The sequence below is a fragment of the Longicatena sp. 210702-DFI.1.196 genome (assembly GCF_020563125.1).
GTDB lineage: Bacteria > Bacillota_I > Bacilli_A > Erysipelotrichales > Erysipelotrichaceae > Longicatena > Longicatena caecimuris.
The window spans coordinates 1-582 of sequence record NZ_JAJCPX010000100.1 but is presented as its reverse complement, the minus strand read 5'-3'; the positions used below and the strand labels follow the sequence as shown (position 1 = coordinate 582).

The window sequence follows — 582 nt, the reverse complement described above, 5'->3', positions numbered from 1 at the left end:
ATACCGAGTTTCTTCCTATTGACCCGGACAAGGCAGATCAGGACTTGCGGGATGTATTGTCCCATGGACTGATGGATGAAGCAGATAAACAGCAGCTTTCCACGCTACTTCAATCTGGCAGGAGCAACAGCGAGATCGCCTACTGGCTGAGTAGAAACTATCCCCGTGAGATCGAGACCCTGAATCTGGAGACCGGCGATATTGCCGATTACCGTACCACGGCACAAGGCATGGAGCTGGAAGTCATGGATGCAGAGGAAAAGCGTCTGGCTGTGCTGTATTTCCGCTGGGATGAGGTTGCGCCTTTGCTGCGCGGGATGTATGCCCGTCAGCTGGATGGCTTTGGACAAGAACAGCCCCAACCGTCTGCCGAATCCCCAGCCTTTCATTCCGAGACCGTGGCCGTCTATTCGGGCGATAAGAACCATCTACCTTATGATGTGGTGGTGGAACGGTTGCATATTGAGGAGCCGGAGCCGCCAGTCCCTGTGACTGAGCCGGAGAAAATCTTTGAGGAAGTGCTGGACGAACACCCGGTTTCCATTCAGGTCAATGGCCAGTGGCAGACCTTCCCCAATGCCA

Annotated in this window: 1 protein-coding gene; it reads left to right on the top strand. The window is 54.5% G+C overall.

Annotation, left to right across the window (positions count from 1 at the left end; translation table 11 throughout):
- A partial coding sequence (locus tag LI241_RS15545) for a hypothetical protein (RefSeq protein ID WP_227161096.1) occupies positions 1-582 on the top strand: 582 nt, incomplete at both ends.